13 protein-coding genes and 1 pseudogene are annotated in these 16,578 nt (G+C 56.3%); 8 read left to right on the forward strand and 6 right to left on the reverse strand.

Annotated features, from left to right (window positions below; all coding sequences use genetic code 11):
- Nucleotides 1-176: 176 nt before the first annotated feature.
- Entirely contained in the window at nt 177-467 is a 291-nt protein-coding gene (locus L9H78_RS09375) for a peptidase M23 (protein ID WP_249619937.1), read from the forward strand.
- 87 nt (nt 468-554) lie between these two features.
- On the opposite strand, the gene L9H78_RS09380 is transcribed toward L9H78_RS09375, so the two are convergent.
- A complete protein-coding gene (locus L9H78_RS09380; RefSeq protein WP_249619938.1) occupies nt 555-2,087 on the reverse strand; it encodes a hypothetical protein in 1,533 nt (510 codons plus the stop codon).
- 219 nt (nt 2,088-2,306) lie between these two features.
- Nucleotides 2,307-3,854: a catalase gene (locus L9H78_RS09385; RefSeq protein ID WP_249619939.1), complete on the reverse strand. Its 1,548-nt coding sequence runs from the start codon at nt 3,852-3,854 to the stop codon at nt 2,307-2,309.
- A gap of 151 nt (nt 3,855-4,005) precedes the next feature.
- Between L9H78_RS09385 and L9H78_RS09390 the strand changes: the two genes are divergently transcribed.
- Both L9H78_RS09390 and L9H78_RS09395 read left to right on the forward strand, forming a co-directional pair.
- Nucleotides 4,006-4,554 (forward strand): RNA polymerase sigma factor, encoded by a 549-nt coding sequence (locus tag L9H78_RS09390; protein WP_249617774.1) that lies wholly within the window; start codon nt 4,006-4,008, stop codon nt 4,552-4,554.
- An 88-nt stretch (nt 4,555-4,642) separates the two neighbouring features.
- Nucleotides 4,643-5,950: a YkvI family membrane protein gene (locus L9H78_RS09395; RefSeq protein ID WP_249617775.1), complete on the forward strand. Its 1,308-nt coding sequence runs from the start codon at nt 4,643-4,645 to the stop codon at nt 5,948-5,950.
- Between the two features lie 109 nt (nt 5,951-6,059).
- Here L9H78_RS09395 and L9H78_RS09400 read toward each other — a convergent pair whose 3' ends face one another.
- Both L9H78_RS09400 and L9H78_RS09405 read right to left on the reverse strand, forming a co-directional pair.
- A complete protein-coding gene (locus L9H78_RS09400) occupies nt 6,060-7,097 on the reverse strand; it encodes an aspartate-semialdehyde dehydrogenase (protein ID WP_249619940.1) in 1,038 nt (345 codons plus the stop codon).
- Between the two features lie 44 nt (nt 7,098-7,141).
- A complete protein-coding gene (locus L9H78_RS09405) occupies nt 7,142-8,407 on the reverse strand; it encodes an aspartate kinase (protein WP_249617777.1) in 1,266 nt (421 codons plus the stop codon).
- 349 nt (nt 8,408-8,756) lie between these two features.
- Here L9H78_RS09405 and leuA point away from each other — a divergent pair, with 349 nt between their 5' ends.
- From leuA to L9H78_RS09430, 5 genes and pseudogenes are all read left to right on the forward strand, one after another.
- Complete coding sequence (leuA, locus tag L9H78_RS09410) at nt 8,757-10,580, forward strand: 2-isopropylmalate synthase (protein ID WP_249619941.1); 1,824 nt, start codon at nt 8,757-8,759, stop codon at nt 10,578-10,580.
- 116 nt (nt 10,581-10,696) lie between these two features.
- Nucleotides 10,697-11,818 (forward strand): annotated as a pseudogene (locus L9H78_RS09415) (DNA polymerase III subunit epsilon); the annotation flags it as partial.
- 363 nt (nt 11,819-12,181) lie between these two features.
- Entirely contained in the window at nt 12,182-13,648 is a 1,467-nt protein-coding gene (locus L9H78_RS09420) for a Mur ligase family protein (protein ID WP_249619943.1), read from the forward strand.
- A 3-nt stretch (nt 13,649-13,651) separates the two neighbouring features.
- Complete coding sequence (locus tag L9H78_RS09425) at nt 13,652-14,500, forward strand: type 1 glutamine amidotransferase (protein WP_249619944.1); 849 nt, start codon at nt 13,652-13,654, stop codon at nt 14,498-14,500.
- A 55-nt stretch (nt 14,501-14,555) separates the two neighbouring features.
- A complete protein-coding gene (locus L9H78_RS09430; RefSeq protein WP_249617782.1) occupies nt 14,556-15,467 on the forward strand; it encodes a siderophore-interacting protein in 912 nt (303 codons plus the stop codon).
- 61 nt (nt 15,468-15,528) lie between these two features.
- On the opposite strand, the gene recR is transcribed toward L9H78_RS09430, so the two are convergent.
- Together recR and L9H78_RS09440 are read right to left on the reverse strand one after the other, a co-directional pair.
- On the reverse strand, nt 15,529-16,188 hold the full coding sequence (recR, locus tag L9H78_RS09435) for a recombination mediator RecR (RefSeq protein WP_064833057.1): 660 nt from the start codon (nt 16,186-16,188) through the stop codon (nt 15,529-15,531).
- Nucleotides 16,189-16,527 (reverse strand): YbaB/EbfC family nucleoid-associated protein, encoded by a 339-nt coding sequence (locus tag L9H78_RS09440; RefSeq protein ID WP_018121069.1) that lies wholly within the window; start codon nt 16,525-16,527, stop codon nt 16,189-16,191. It lies immediately after the preceding gene.
- Nucleotides 16,528-16,578 lie beyond the last annotated feature (51 nt).

A 16,578-nucleotide genomic window follows, 5' to 3' on the forward strand; every position in this document is an offset into this window, starting at 1 on the left:
ACCAACTAAACACTTAATCGATTCAGAAAACAAGAGAATTGACAATGATCTTCACTACATAATTCCACTCCTATGCATATTATGTGGAATTTTTAACGCTTTCCACAGCTTCATAAGCCAATACCAACATCCCACCTGATGTAGCGAAGATCACCCCGTAGCACTAAGCTAACCCCATGGAATCTGCAAATGCACTGAGCTTCTACGACGCTGCTAAATGGGTCTATCAACGCCGTGGCAAACTTTCCGGCGCTGCGGAAACGGAATCCTGGTGGCTTTTCGCACCCGCATCACCTGAGCCCGGCAAGGGACCGATCATGATCAACCGAAAAACCAATGAGCTCGAGCAATTCGGTTCGCTCCCGAAAGAATGGAAGCCCCGGCTGGAAGCATTCAAAAAAGAAGGGCCCACCCCACTCTCCATTCCAGAAGAGTTTTATGGTGAGCCCGAAGAAATATCTTTGTAATTCACTAGCGCTGTAGCGCTGCAATTCAACAGCGGCAAGTGCAATACTGCCTTGCCACCATGGCTGCTAGCAACTAGCAAGCAAGCATTAATTCACACGGCGGCGGTTAAGCAGTGGCGCCACCACCAGGCCTACAAATGCGCTCACTGCCAGTACCGCGAGCGCTACCCAAAGTCCCAGAATTGCGCCCTCATTCGCAGTAGTACTCAACGCTGTCGTCGCCCAGTGTAACGGCAAGAAACCAGCCAGGGCCGACCATGCTTGAGAAATTTCCGCACTCGCAGCAGCCTGCCAGATCCAACCAACCGCAGCGACCTGTCCGATGCCTGCAATAGCTGCAATCACAAGGCCACTACGCACCCCAGTCAACTGCATCAGTACCCAAGTAAACCCGGCAGCTACCCAGGCACTCAATGCAGAAACACCGGCCGAAATCGCGATCGTAGCGATGCTTAGCCCCTCACCCAACAGGCTGACAAGCACAGCGCCGCTAGCGGCAGCTAGTAGGCCACCGCTTAACTGCACAGCCCAACGGGCCGCAAAAAAGTTGTTCATCGCTGCCATCACTACGCCTGCCAACATAACTAGTGCTGCAACCAACATTGCCACCACTGGCGGCAAAACCCCGCGGGCTGGTTCTGCATCAGTAGCTTCTGCCCCACTCGGGCCCGCCGGGATAGCGCGATTCACTGCATCAGCTTTTTGCTTGGTGCTTTGCGCCATAGCTTCCAGCCGTTCTGCACCACCATCAAATTCGTCTAGACCTGCCGTAGCTTCGTCAATCCGAGCTCGCAGTTCTTGTAAACCAGCGGACAAATTCTTGGAGCCATTCGTCAGCTCATACACGCCGTCATGGAAACCATAACCAGGGACATTTAGTTGATTCGCGAGGTCCCGTGATCCGTTTTTCATAGCCAAAAGATCATCAGCAACTTCGCGTTGGAAGTTAAAGTTGTCGATTTGCTGACGCAGACTTTTCAGATCACGCACTGCTTGTTCTGCTTCCGGCCCTTGCACACCGCGCAGCTCTTCGATCGCCCGGTCCGCGGCCTCTAGTAACTGCCCTTGTACCGCGCCAAAGCCAACAACTTGATCCACTGCTTGCCCGACACCGTCAGCCAGCTCATTAGCACCACGCCCCAGCTGACCAGTACCCGCTTGTAGCTCCACCATGCCTTGGCGCAGTCGATCCGCGCCATCCGCAGCTTCGCCAACTGCACCCACCAATTCTTCAGTATTGCCGTCCACGCCTTCCAAACCAGAAAGCAGTTCGTCGATTGCACTGTACAAAATTCCTGCTTGGGAAGAAGCTTGTCCAGCAGCGCGACGGGCATCAATCAACTTACTGTTGTCCACCCCTGGGTTCTGCACGGCCGGAGCACCAGTTGGTTCTTCTGGCGCTGACCAACTGTCACTCGGGCTTAAAGAAGCTACAGCGGCAATCACCGCACCAACTACTAGCGGCAACACCACCGCTAGCAGAGCCACGATGCCACGCATGCGGGATCCCGGCACGCGTTGTTCACCAAACCGAGATTCCCCTAATCCCATCGATGCATGTGGCGATGCACCATCTGGCGTGGCAGCTCGGTTATTCACCGCTGACGAAGAATCGTTCATACGACCGCACTTTAGTGCTAAACCCGCAGCTTATGGGACAACGTTCTCGGCGAGTCACATAAACAACACCAATCACAAACACCAAAAGGGGCCACACCGATTTATTGGTGCGGCCCCTTTGCCCTGCAGGGTTACTCGAGAGCACTGGCACTGTTGTGCTGCTAGCCGGCACGCATATTGAACACCAGCAACAGGTAGCGCCTACAAAGCCTGAGAAATTTAATTCTTGTACTTCTCAGCAAACTTCTTGCGGACGGCTGCGCCCAAGTCCTCGTGAACGTTGTCCCAGTACTCGTAGACGCGCTGCTCGACGCCTTCAGAAACACCGGCCATGGCGTTGGTGATGTTGTGCGCCAGGCGGTTCTTCTCTTCGTCGTTCATGACTTCTTCGTACAGCTTGCGTGGCTGGGTGAAGTCATCGTCCTGCTCGTGCTTGACGTATGCTGCACGAACCAAGTCGGTGCCGTGTGGATCAGGGTTGACGTAGTAGTCAGAAGCCTGTCCGTAGCTGGTGTGGTTCGACGACGAAGTCTCGCCATCATCCAGGTAGCCAGCACCCTTGTCGAAGCGGTTCGGCGTGTATACCGGCTGGTCTGGACCGTTAAAGTTGTACTGCATCGAACCCTCATGATTATAGGTATTCACAGGGTTGATTGGCTGGTTGATCGGCAGGTGACGGTAGTTGGTGCCGATGCGGTAACGGTGCTGATCCGCGTATGCGAATGCACGGGCCTGCAGCATGCGGTCTGGCGACAGACCGGTGCCTGGAACGATATTGGACGGATCCAGGGCGATCTGCTCGATCTGTGCAAAGTTGTTACGAGGGTTACGGTTCAGCTCGAAGTAACCAACCTTCTGCAGTGGGTAATCCTCGTGGTACCAGACCTTAGTCAGATCGAACGGGTTGAACTTGTAGTTCTCTGCATCCTCGAACGGCATGATCTGCACGTAGACGTCCCAGCGTGGATAGTCGCCATTCTCGATGGCGTTGAACAGATCCTCGCGGTGGTAGTCAGCGTTTTGACCTGCCATCTCGGCGGCTTCTTCGTCAGTGAAGCACTCCCAACCCTGTTGAGTCTTGAAGTGGTACTTCACCCAGAAAGCCTCGCCCTTGTCGTTAACCCACTGGAAGGTGTGGGAACCGAAGCCGTCCTGGTGACGGGATGTCTTTGGGGTGCCGCGATCACCCATCAGGTAAGTGACCTGGTGTGCGGACTCAGGGGTGCGAGTCCAGAAATCCCACTGCATATCAGCGTCACGCAAACCGGAAGCCCCGGTGCGCTTCTGGGAGTGAATAAAATCTGGGAACTTGATGCCATCGCGCAGGAAGAACGTCGGGGTGTTATTACCGACGATGTCGAAGTTTCCTTCTTGGGTCCAGAAACGCAGGGCGAATCCGTGGACGTCACGCCAGGTGTCAGGCGAGCCCTGCTCACCGGCAACGGTGGAGAAACGGATACCCATCGGGGTGACCTTGTTCGGCTGGAACAGGTCAGCCTTGGTGTATGCGGATACGTCTTCGGTGACATGGAATTCACCGAATGCACCGTGGCCTTTCGCGTGAGGGTTGCGCTCTGGAACACGCTCACGGTTGAAGGACTGCAGCTTCTCAATCAGCTGCAGGTCATTCAGTACGTTTGGGCCCTGTGGTCCAGCGGTGATGGAAATGTTTTCCGAGGCGATTGGCTGTCCACCCTGGCGAGTGGTGGTGCCTGGGGCGTCCTCCCGCTGGCCAAGATCCAGCTTGTCATCAATGTTCTTAGTCATGGAATGCTCACTCCTGTTGGGAATTGATTAGACGCTCTTATGGGGATGAGGTCAATTGATAGTCTACTTGCATACATCAGAGTTAGCAATCGCACTGGCACACCACAAACTCTGCTCAGGAATAAAAATCAGCGCTGGTAACCTCAGCTAAGTGAACGCACAACGACACTCTGCGAGCCGCGATGCACGCACCACCCAGCTGGCCCTGAAGGCCGGTCGTGGTGATCGCGCAGCCCTGAGCGCGTTCGTAAAGGAAACCCATGACGACGTCTGGCGTTTTCTCGCTCACCTAGCCGGCCCCGAGCTTGCCGACGATCTCACCCAAGACACTTATGTACGCGTAATGGGGGCACTCCCCCGGTTTGCCGGACGCTCCACTGCACGTACCTGGCTACTTTCACTCGCGCGTCGCGTGTGGATCGACAACATTCGCCACGAACGCGCCCGCCCCCGGAAGTCACATTCAGAACTAGAAGACTTAGACCCAGTACACGAAGATTCGTCGGTATGGAGCGAATGGATCGATGCCCGTACCATGATCGCTTCGCTATCCGACGAACGTCGCGAAGCACTCGTTCTGACACAGATACTGGGTTATTCCTACGAAGAGGCAGCTGCAATCGCGGGGGTACGTATCGGGACAATTCGCTCTCGAGTAGCCCGGGCTCGGAAAGATATTCTCGCAGAATACGACAATTAATCACAGAAACTGTTATATTCCGTTAAAAGTTCATAGATTTTCGGACGCGCTTTCACAGCGTGATCACAGATTCGGAGTTGTTGTCTTCATGCTCAAACGATCGTTAGCCATCTCGATGGCGTTCGTCGGAACCCTCGCCGGTGCCGGTTTTGCATCCGGGCAGGAGGCCATGACGTATTTCGTCGCCTTCGGTAACTGGGGAATTGTCGGAGCATTACTCGGCTCCGTTGTCATGATCATTTGCGGTATCGCCATTTTGCAGCTCGGTAGCTATTACCAGGCACGCGAGCACACGGCGGTGATCGACCGCATCACTAACAGCCCAATCATCGCCAAGATCCTTGACTGGGGCACCATCGCAACCCTATTTTCTATCGGCTTTGTTATGTTCGCCGGTGGTGGCTCGAACCTGACAGAAGCCTGGGGCTGGCCGACCTGGATCGGCGCCGCCCTCATGTTGGTGCTAACCATCCTGGTTGGCTTGCTTGATGTGGAGAAAACCACCGCGGTGATCGGAATGATCACGCCATTTTTGATCATCATGGTCTTGGGCACCGCGATCTACACAATAATCACGGTGGACCCGAACTGGGAAAACATTCAGCAGGCTTCTACCGAAGTCCAAACCACACTACCCAACTGGTGGGTATCCGCCATCAACAACATCGCTTTCCAGGTGATCGTGGCAGTGTCCATGGCCATCGTCATCGGCGGTAGTTTCATGGATACCCGCGAAGCAGGCATCGGTGGAGCCATCGGCGGCGGAATTTTCCTTTCCTTGCTGCTCTTGCTGGTAATGAGCATGTACTTCACCGTCGAAACCACCAAAGATGCCGACATGCCAATGCTGGCGCTGATGATTAGCCTGCACCCTGTGCTGGGACACATCATGACCGTAGTTCTCTACGGCATGGTCTTTAACACCGCCATCGGTATGTTCTATGCGCTGGCTAAGCGTCTGACCCGTAATTCGCCAGAGAAATTCTTCCGCGTCTATGTGATTGCGTGTCTGGTCGGCTTCGTGCTTTCCTTCGTTGGCTTCCGCCAACTGGTCAGCTACGTCTACCCAGTACTGGGATACATCGGCATGTTGCTGATCATCGTCCTGATTTGGGCCTGGGTACGCAATTTCCGCACCATGCGCACCGAAGGCCAGCGCCGTCGTCGCGGCCGTGAATTGATGGCCCGCAAAGTGGATCCACGCGTGCGCTTTAGCAAGAAGCACGACCGCGAGCTCACCACCCTAGCTGCCCAATCCAATATGAATTCCGAGGAATTCTTAGAGAGCATCAAAGAAGAAATCGACAACGAGCTAGAAAACGATCCCGATGTGGATTATGACCGCACCACGCCAGCTGGCAGCGTAGTCTACGTCGAGCACACCAAACCGGAATAAACTCCACCAGCGAGGCACCGTTCCAGGACGCCTCCCGCCCGCCCATACTGACTGCGGGAAGATACGAAAAAGGCACCCACCGGTAAATCGGTTGGGTGCCTAGCCTATTTTAATTCTCTAACAGCAATTCAGCGATCTGAATCGTGTTCAGCGCAGCGCCTTTCCGCAAGTTGTCACCAGAAACTACCAATACCAAGCCGTTGTTACCCTCCAACGACTGATCCTGACGAATACGCCCCACCAGGCAATCATCAATACCCGTAGCAGCCAACGGGGTCGGTACATCGACAACCTGCACGCCAGGAGCCTGCTCGAGTGCTTCCACAGCTTGGTCTGGAGTAATGTCCTGGCCAAACTCAGCGTGGATCGTCATGGTGTGGCCGCTGAAAACCGGCACACGCACGCAGGTTCCAGAAACGCGCAGTTCCGGCAAACCAAGAATCCGGCGCGATTCATTACGCAGCTTCTGTTCCTCATCAGTTTCTAAAGAACCATCGTCGACAAGGTTTCCTGCTAGTGGCAACGCGTTATAGGCGATCGGAGCTACATAAGGGGCAGTCTCCAAACCGTCGAGCTTGCGGCCGTCATAAGTCAGGTCAACCGCGTGTTCGCCTGCCTCATAAATCTGGGCCGCCAACGCCTGCACGCCTGCCAGGCCAGAACCAGAAACCGCCTGGTAAGAAGAAACATTCAAGCGTTTCAACTCTGCAATATCGTGCAGTGCCTTAATCACCGGCATCGCAGCCATGGTGGTGCAGTTCGGATTCGCGATGATTCCCTTCGGCACCTCTTTCACAGCCTCCGGGTTGACTTCGGAAACCACCAACGGAACCTCAGGATCCTTACGGAATGCCGAAGAGTTATCAACCACGGTTGCACCGGCTTCCGCAAACACCGGCGACCACTGATTCGAGGTAGCGCCACCAGCGGAAAACAGCGCAATGTCGACGTCGGAGACAGACTCAACAGTCACCTGCGACAAATCTTCTACTGTGATGCGCTCGCCGCGGTAATCCAGTTCAGTACCAGCCGAACGCGGAGAAGCAAAAAAGCGCACCTTGTCTGCAGGGAACTCGCGCTCCTCCAGAATTTGGCGCATCACCTGGCCTACTTGGCCGGTAGCACCAACGACGGCGAGTGTGGTCATAGTTGTGGTCTCCTCCCAGAGCAGTTGAGCGGTCAAGCTGGTAATTAGCGTCCAGTTCCAGCATAGACGGTGACATCTTCGTCACCGCCAAGATCAAAGCGATCGTGCAGCGCACGGGTAGCTTTTTCCAGATCCGATTCACGCAAAAGTACGGAAATCCGGATCTCAGAAGTCGAGATCAGCTCCATATTCACGCCAGCATCACGCAATGCCTCGGTGAAATCGGCGGTAACACCTGGGTGCGATTTCATTCCCGCACCAACCAGAGAAACCTTGCCCACCTGATCGTCGTACAGCACCTGTGACCAGTTGCCTTCGCGGCTCAGCTTCGACAGGATCTCAACTGCTCGTGGGCCATCTTCGCGTGGACAGGTGAAGGTGATATCGGTGATGCCATCTTCCACGGTGGAGATATTCTGCAGCACCATATCGATGTTGATCTCTGCATCCGCAATTGCGCGGAAGACCTTGGCGGCCTCGCCCGGCTTATCGGGAATTCCCAGCACGGTCACCTTGGCTTCGGACTTGTCGGTGGCAACACCAGTCAGTACTGCATCTTCCATTGGGATATCCTCCATTGAACCGGACACCAAAGTGCCGGGGTCGTTGCTATAAGACGAACGTACGCGCAAAGCGACGTTGTGGGCACGGGCATATTCGACGCTACGCAGCACCAAAATTTTGGAGCCGACGGCTGCCATTTCCAACATTTCTTCAAAAGACAGCTGCTCTAGCTTGCGGGCATTGGGCACAATACGCGGATCAGCGGTGTACACGCCGTCGACGTCAGAATAAATTTCACACACATCCGCGTTCAGTGCCGCAGCGAGCGCCACTGCAGTGGTGTCTGAGCCGCCTCGGCCCAGGGTAGTGACGTCCCGGGTGTCTTTATTGACGCCCTGAAAACCAGCGACGATGCAAATCTTGCCTTCGTCCAGTGATTCCTGCAGACGTTCGGGAGTGACGTTAAGAATGCGAGCATTACCGTGGCGTTCGGTAGTCAGCACACCGGCCTGCGAACCAGTAAACGATTGCGCCTGCGCACCTAGTGAATTCACGGCCATCGCAACCAGTGCATTGGAGATTCGCTCGCCGGCTGTGAGCAACATATCGAGTTCGCGCTGCGGTGGAACTGGGTTCACGGAAGCTGCCAGATCCAGCAACTCGTCGGTAGTATCCCCCATCGCCGAACACACAACGACGACGTCATTGCCAGCCTTTTTCGTCGCAACAATACGGTCTGCTACCGCCCGGATCCGCTCCGCGCTTTCTAGGGATGAACCCCCGTATTTCTGCACAACTAGTGCCATGAGGCCAGCTGCCTTTCCTGATCGTTCGTTTCTGCTGTCTTTGCGGCTCAAAAACGCAGGTTAATGCTTATTCATACCATAGTATGTGCCCTGTCACCCAGACTTAAATGCAGCCCAAGTTTCACACGAACCTCAGAAATTGTGTAGTCTATACCACATGATTTCCGGGGTGCGTTTTCTTCTCCTTAGCAGCCGCGGCGGGTTTTAGAGCCAACGGCAACAGTTTGGTCGGCACCCCGTCGCGGTAGTTCGCGTAGCTTTTGCTTCTCGCCCCGGCACGCACTAATCGCCGACCGAACACACAGTGCTAACCCCATAAACGCTAAACCCATAGACACAAGGAATCATCATGTCTCCTAACGACGCTTTTATTTCCGCGCCCCGCCAACTGAACAAGCCCAACGGCCCACGCAATGAAAATCAACCGGTCTGGAATAAGCAAAAAGGCTCTACTATGCCGATGGATCGTTATTTACCGTTCGCCAAAGAAGTTGAAGATATTCAACTGCCGGACCGCACCTGGCCAGATAAAAAAATCACCACCGCCCCACAATGGTGTGCAGTCGACCTGCGTGACGGCAATCAGGCACTGATTGACCCCATGAGCCCAGAACGGAAGCGCCGCATGTTCGATCTTCTGGTGACCATGGGATACAAGGAAATCGAGGTAGGTTTCCCGTCGGCATCGCAGACAGATTTTGACTTCGTCCGCGAAATCATTGAGCAGGATCTAATCCCAGACGACGTCACTATCCAGGTGTTGGTCCAGGCACGTGAACACCTGATTCGCCGGACTTTCGAGGCCTGCGCAGGAGCAAAGAATGTGATCGTGCACTTCTACAATTCCACTTCGAAGCTGCAGCGCCGCGTCGTGTTCCGTAAAGACCGCCCAGCCATCAAGGCCTTAGCCACGGATGCCGCACAGCTGATCAAAACCATCGCCCAGGATTATCCGGATACCAATTGGCGCTGGGAATACTCCCCGGAATCTTTCACCGGCACCGAACTGGATTTCGCCAAAGAAGTCTGCGATGCCGTCGCAGAAATCATGGAACCGACTCCAGAAAATCCGCTGATCATTAACCTTCCTTCCACCGTCGAGATGATCACACCGAATATTTATGCTGACTCTATTGAGTGGATGCACCGCAATTTAAACAACCGTGAGTCATTAATCATCTCGCTGCACCCGCACAATGACCGCGGCGAAGGCGTAGCAGCCGCCGAGTTGGGCTACCTGGCCGGCGCTGACCGTATCGAAGGTTGCTTATTCGGTAACGGCGAGCGCACAGGCAACGTCGATCTGGTGACTTTGGGCTTAAACATGCTGACCCAAGGCGTAGACCCACAGATTGATTTTTCCGATATCGCGCAGATTCGTCGCACCGTCGAATACTGTAATCAGCTGCGTGTACACGAACGCTCTCCCTACGGTGGCGAGCTGGTGTTCACCGCTTTTTCCGGTTCCCACCAAGATGCCATTAACAAAGGCTTGGACGCGATGGCCGCCAACGTGCATCCACAGGCCAGCAGCTCCGATGTGGCTTGGGAAGAATTGCGCGAAACCACGTGGGAGGTTCCGTACCTGCCTATTGACCCGAAAGACATCGGCCGTGATTACGAAGCCGTCATTCGCGTAAACTCCCAGTCTGGCAAGGGCGGGGTGGCTTATATCATGAAAACTGACCACGGCATCGCCATGCCTCGCGCCATGCAGGTTGATTTCTCCCGGGTCGTACAGACCGTCACGGATGCCGAAGGCGGCGAGGTTGATTCGAAGACCATGTGGGATATCTTCGCCAATGAGTATTTGGAGACAAAGTCCCCCGTCGAACAACTTTCAGTGAGTGTGCAGAATGCAGAAACCGAGGACAAAGACGCTACGGTAACCGCCAAGGTTATCCACGATGGCGAAGAGCGCAGCATCGAAGGCACCGGTAACGGCCCAATCGCCGCATATGCTGACGCTCTGGGGAATCTGGGCATAGACATCGAGGTTCTGGAATACTCCCAGCACGCCCGCAGCGCCGGGGAAGATGCCGAAGCTGCTTGTTATATCTTGGCGACAGTCAACGGCTCTAGCGTCTGGGGCGTCGGCATTGCCGGCTCTACGACGTATGCTTCGTTGAAGGCCCTGGTCTCCGCTGCCAACCGCGCACACGCCAATCTTTAGCATTGGCACGAGGAACTCGGGTTAGTTTTATACCGCAGCGGCGGATGGTTTTCTGTGCCACGTTGGCGTTGCTGAACTATCCGCAAGCTAAATCGGTGAACTAGACTGCTGTACTAATGACCTCGCATACCGATACCGATGACCGCGCCGCAACCAGCGAGCGCCACGACAACGGCACGAAGAACAAAGAAGCCTCCGGCGAGCTGCACCCAAAAGAAGTAGCTCGTCGCGAGGCTGTTGCGGAATTTCCGTATCTTGCGCTGACTGTGCAAACTTCCGGTATTCACCCTTCAACGGCGCGTCTGGTTGCCGTCGACGCCGTTACCTTCAATGATGCGGGTGAGACTAGCGAGACTTTCCACGCTGTACTCAACCCCGGAGAAGATCCAGGGCCACGCCACTACCATGGGCTTTCCCGCGAAGAAGTGGACAACGGCCAGCGTTTTGCAAAAATCTTGAAACCGCTGGATCGGCTTATCGACGACCGCACATTGATCGTCCACGATTTGCCGTTGACATGGGGCTTTCTGGTTTCAGAAGCAAAGCGCGCGATGAGCGCTGCCGCCCGCGCAAACCGGAAACGCTCCCGCAAAGGCAACCGCAAACGGCAGCGTGTCGGTCATATTCCGCAGCCTGCACGCATCGTGGATACGCTGGCGACTGCGCGTCGACAAGAAATATCTTTTAGCGATATCCGGCCCGCTGGTGTGGCGCGCGCCAGTGGCTTGTCTGCTGTCAGTCCAGTGGCTTCTGTCGTTCGTGCTGGCCGTAGTCAGGAAGAAACCTCACGCGAGACCACACAGTTGGTCTGGGATATTTACCAACATCAGCAACGAGCCGCGGAAAAATCCTTAATCACAGATCATGAGCTAATCGCCAGCTACCATCCCGGTGATCTGCGCGCGGACCGGTTTGGTTTACAGCGCAGCCATGTCCGGGTGCAGGCCGCCGAAGCCGAGCTCAGCCTGGCAAACCCCGGGAAATATGTTCCGGGGCGATCCCTGATCGAAGGCATGGAAGTGGTAGTGGCTGATGAGATTGGCTACAGTCCGGATACCATCATCGACGCTTTGCTCGAGGCGGGGCTGGTGTATCGCGAGCACCTGCATCGAGGGGTGTCGGTAGTCGTCTGCAACAAAACCACCGATCTACGTGGCAAGGCGATGCATGCGGTACGCAAAGGCATCCCCTTGCTGGGTGATACCGCATTTTTAGATGCACTGACCCGCGTCAAGCCACACCCAAATCCGGATGCGCCAGTCGAGCAATCCACCCATCCCCGCGGTGTCTTGGGCGGATCATCGGGTCTGAAGGCCAGCTCCAAACCCGGGAAAAAATCTGCGCTTAAATCTGGCACGAAGTCCACGAACAAACCTGGCGCAAAAACCAGCGGAAAATCTGGCGCGAAGACCGGAAAGCACCCTGCAAAACAAACCGGGGCACAGTCCGGTACACAAACTAACGTCAAGTCCGGCGCACAACCTACGGCAAGGTCCGGCCGCCCCAACAAGACGAATAAACGTCGCCGGAGCCGCTCCCGCCGGGCCAGCGCACAGCCCCAGGCCGACTAGCCGTCCAACCTTTTACTATCCTAGATTCCTATGACTAAGCCTTCTGTGTCATCTTCTGAGCCATCGCCTTCCGAGCCGTTGTCTTCCAAGCCATCGCCTGCAGTTTCCTCTTCTGCGAAATCGTCTGCCCTTTCCCTACTGTCGCGCGCCCGCACGCAGGTTGCTACATCCGTTGCTCGTTTGGCGACGGTGGCTTCACGCGCAACCGGCCGGGGTGCGGGTGGCATGATTGGTGGGCTGCTCGCGGACAAGATCGACCCACACGTCATGCATAATCTTGCCGACGGACGCCCCGCGGTGCTGGTCACTGGCACCAACGGTAAATCCACTACCACCCGCATGTTGGCAAATGCGCTGCGCAGTGAGTATTCCGTCGCTACGAATGAGGGCGGCGACAATATGGATGCTGGAATTATCTCCGCGCTGCTGGCCGGACGTAATGCCGAGGTCCTCGCCTTGGAGGTCGACGAGCTGCACGTTCCGCAGGTGGCGAACAAGATCAACCCACAGGCGCTGGTTCTGCTTAATCTGTCACGCGATCAGCTGGACCGTGTCGGCGAGATCAACAAGATTGAGCGCACCTTGCGCGGGGCCATCGAAGCGCACCCAGAAATGATGGTCATCGCTAACTGCGATGATGTCCTGATTTCTTCCGTCGCCTACGATGCTCCGAATGTGGTGTGGGTGGCTGCTGGTGGCGGTTGGCTCGGCGAGTCCACCACCTGCCCGCGCACCGGCGGCGCGATCGTGCGCGACGGTGAGCATTGGTATGCGGCGAAGAAGCTTGCCGACGGCTCGACCTTCGAACGCCCTACCCCAGATTGGACGATCACGGGCGAGGGCATTACGCGCAGCTCATCGCTGGACGACGCCGCGCACCCGCTGAACCTGGCACTGCCGGGCCGGGCCAACCGCGGCAACGCTACCCAGGCTATCGCCGCTGCGGTGGAAGCTTTCGGCATCGGCTTCGAGCAGGCTGTTTCTGCCACTGAGCAGGTTGATGATGTCGCCGGTCGCTATTCCACAATCACCCGCGGCGAGCACGAAATCCGCCTGTTATTGGCCAAGAACCCGGCCGGCTGGCAAGAAGCATTGTCCATGGTCGATCGCAGCGCCGAAGGTTTGGTGATCGCGGTCAACGGCCAGGTTGCCGACGGTGAGGATTTGTCCTGGCTGTGGGATGTCACTTTTGAGGATTTCGCCGAGCAGTCCGTCAAGGCCGCCGGTGAACGCGGCACGGACCTCGCTGTACGTCTGGTGTATGCCGATATCAGCCACGAATTGATCGCTGATCCACTCAAAGCCATCGATGCATGCCCAGCCGGGCGCATTGAGGTGCTAGCGAACTACACCGCCTTCCGTGATCTGAAGAAGGCTCTGGAGCGTGGCGAACCTTCGCAGTTGCAGCGTTCCACCAGTCCAAACTCGACCACAAGTAATTCGACGCCAAGTAATTCGACCACGAAAAATTCCACCGCAGGTTCTGCGGAAGCTTAGGAGATGGCAGCAAATATGGCACACGATGAGCACAGCGCTGCGGCTAACAAATCCGTGGCTGCAAGCACTGCCGAAGCCAACCAGGCTGCTAAGAATGCAGAGTTGAATATCGGTTTGGTTTTACCGGATGTTTTGGGCACCTATGGCGATGATGGCAACGCGCTGGTGTTACGCCAACGTGCGCGCATGCGTGGCATTTCGGCGCAGATCCACCCAATTAAGTTGGGTGAGCCGGTGCCTAGCCAACTCGACGCCTATACCTTGGGCGGTGGTGAAGACAGCGCGCAGATCTTGGCGGTGGAGCATTTGCTTGCCGACGGTGGCTTGCACAAAGCCGCCCGCACTGGGGCACCTATTTTCGCGATTTGTGCAGGATTTCAGCTGGTTGGCGAAACTTTCCGTGCCGCGGGACGCGAGATCGAGGGCCTCGGCCTGGTTGATGCCCGGACTGTCACGTTGCAAAAACGCGCGATTGGTGAAGTAGCCTCGCAACCCACGCAAGCAGGTGTTACTAGTAGCCTCACTGCCCCGTTAACTGGCTTTGAAAACCATATGGGTGCCAGCTTGCTCGGCCCAGATGCGCGGCCTTTAGGGGCAATTACCACTGGTATTGGTAACTGTGATGCCGATGCCGCCCGTGCCGGGGAAGCAGAAAACATCGATTCCCAAACCCGCGCGGAAGGCGCGGTGCAAGGATCGGTCATCGCTACGTATATGCACGGCCCTGCGCTCGCGCGCAATCCGCAGTTAGCGGATCTGGTGCTGTCCATGGCTTTAGGGTGCCAGTTGGATGAGCTAGCGCCACTGGAGGTCCCTGCGATCGAGCAACTACGCAAAGAACGCCTGCGCTAACCAGGCAACACCAGCCCACACTAGGTTAGGCTGATCTTTGCCCTAAAATATGGGTATGGCTGCCAACCACTCCACGTTTCTCGATACCAGATTGTCCACCCCACCCGGCGATGCACGCCACGATTTCTTGCGCTGCCGGGTGGAATCTATAGAGGTGCTTGCTGAAGAACTCGTGCGGGTGCATCTGCATTCTCCAGCATTCGCAGATCTGCGCCTGACTGGCCCAGATGAATTTTTCGGACTCGTCATGCCTACCTCCGACGCCAGTCTGGACGGTTTAGCGGATGCGCTTGCCACCGGTGACCGCACGAACCTGCGCGCAGTCATTGCTTCCTGCGATTCCGCGTGGCGCCCGGAGCTACGCTGGTACACTTTCCGCTCACTGAACCGCGAAAACGCAACTGCTTGTTTTGATGTGGCCACGCATGGCAAACGCAGCCGGTCGGATAGCACAAAGGACACTACCGAAGCGTTCCCGGCCCCGGGTGTGAACTGGGTACTGCGCGCACAAGCGGGTGATGAATGCGCGGTGTACACCTCGCGTGGGCTCTGGCACCATCCCAGCAGCCAGCAGCTGCTCATCGCAGACCCTTCGGCGCTGCCCTCAGTGTGGGCCATTCTGGATTATTGTCAGAGTTTCCACCCAAACACGCTAGGCACCATCCGTGTGATTGCACTCGCGGAAACCGATGCGGATATTGAGGTTTCCGCGCTCCACCAGTGGGAAAAGAAGCTGGCTGGGCTGGACGTCGTCAAGGGACCCTATGCGCGGCACCAGGAACTTTTAACTATGCAAATTGAAAAACTGGCCCACCAGCACCCAGAGTTTCGTCCGGAGTATCTGTGGGCCAGTGGGGAAATGGGAATGGCCAAAACCGCGCGCAAGCTGGGAATGGAGATCTTCGGTTTGGATTCCGCAGCGATCCAGTGGTGCGTGTATTGGATCGCGGGTAAAGCACGGCCGTAGTCTGCCACAAGCGCAGCGCTAGCCGCACCCCTCTTTTGGCTGCCAGCTAGCATTAGCGCAACTAGCGCACGGGCAGGCGGCCGGACAGCGCGCGGGAGAGTGTGAGCTCGTCGACGAATTCCAAATCGCCACCCAGCGGCATACCGGAGGCCAGCCGAGAGATTTTCAAATCCGGGAAATCCCGCAGCAGGCGCACCAGGTAGGACGCTGTTGCCTCGCCCTCGGTGTTCGGGTCCATCGCGAGAATCACCTCGGTGATCTCTGGGGCGTCGTCGTAAAGCGGGTTTTCCGGTGTGGAATCTGCCAGCTCACGGTCCTGCACCACGCCACCGATGCGCTGCAACAATTGGCTAATATTCAGGTCTTTCGGCCCGATATTCGCCAGTGGGTCCAACGCACCCCCAAGCACGTGATAACGGCCAGTGAATTCGCCAGTACGCTCGATGGATTGGATGTCTTTGGGTTCTTCCACCACGCAGATCATCGAGCGATCACGCCCGGAATCGTGGCAGATGCGGCACACGCTTTCACGGGAGATATTGCAGCAAATGCGGCAAAACGTTACCCCGTCGCGGACACCAGCAAGCGCCTGCTGGAGGCGGTCGATATCTTCCGGTTCTGTGTGCAAAACGTGGAAGGCGATCCGCTGGGCACTTTTCGGCCCAATCCCAGGCAGGCGCGAGAATTCGTCGATGAGGTCTTGTAAAGGACCTTCGAACACTTACATTCCACCCATGAGGTTGTTGATGTCGCCATCGCCCATGCCCTGTGACAGCGGGCCCATCTTTTCCTTGGCCAGCTCACCGGCCTGGCGGTGACCGTCCTGGAATGCGCCCAGGATCAGATCCTGCAGCGTGTCGACGTCATCAGCATCAACAACCTGCGGGTCAATCTTGATATCGGTGACTTCAGCACCGCCAGTCATGGTGACCTCAACCAGGCCGTTAGCTGCTTTGCCGGTGACCGAGGTAGCCAGGATTTCTTCCTGTGCCTTCTGCAGGTTGGCCTGCATTTCGGCGGCCTGGGCGATCAGCTGCTGCATGTCTTGTGGCTGCGTCATTGTCGATGCTCCTTGCTTTGTTGTTTTGGTGCGTTTTGTTTATAGCTTTGG

Source organism: Corynebacterium pseudodiphtheriticum (assembly GCF_023509295.1).
Lineage (GTDB): Bacteria > Actinomycetota > Actinomycetes > Mycobacteriales > Mycobacteriaceae > Corynebacterium > Corynebacterium pseudodiphtheriticum.